1 protein-coding gene is annotated in these 421 nt (G+C 41.6%); it reads left to right on the top strand.

Annotation, left to right across the window (positions count from 1 at the left end; genetic code table 11):
* Positions 1-2 precede the first annotated feature (2 nt).
* The coding region (locus KH893_RS12520; protein ID WP_281166367.1) for a GntT/GntP/DsdX family permease at positions 3-421 on the top strand (419 nt) is incomplete at its 3' end.

Raw genomic sequence — 421 nt, 5'->3', positions numbered from 1 at the left:
GATTGATTTTATGGAAATTAAATCCTGTATATTCATTACTGCTTGGAACTATTTTTGGTTCTATAATTGGCGGCGCTAATCTGACTCAAACAGTTAATATAGTTGTATCTGGGACGCAAAGTATTATGGGAACAGTGGTTCGAGTTCTAGCTGCCGGTGTATTGGCTGGTGTCATGATGGAATCAGGAGCCGCAAATGCAATTGCGAGGGCGATTGTTACCAAGTTAGGTGAGAAATGGGCGATTTTATCATTAGCGCTTGCAACAATGATCATTACTGCTGTCGGAGTATTTATTCCGGTTGCTGTTTTGATCGTTGCACCAATTGCTCTTGAGGTTGGCAGCCGCATGAAAATTTCTAAATTAGCTCTTTTGGTCGCTCTATCTGGCGGTGGCAAAGCCGGTAATATAATTACTCCAAA

It is taken from the genome of Liquorilactobacillus sicerae (assembly GCF_029916425.1).
Lineage (GTDB): Bacteria > Bacillota > Bacilli > Lactobacillales > Lactobacillaceae > Liquorilactobacillus > Liquorilactobacillus sicerae.
This window is presented reverse-complemented; position numbering and strand designations above follow the sequence as displayed.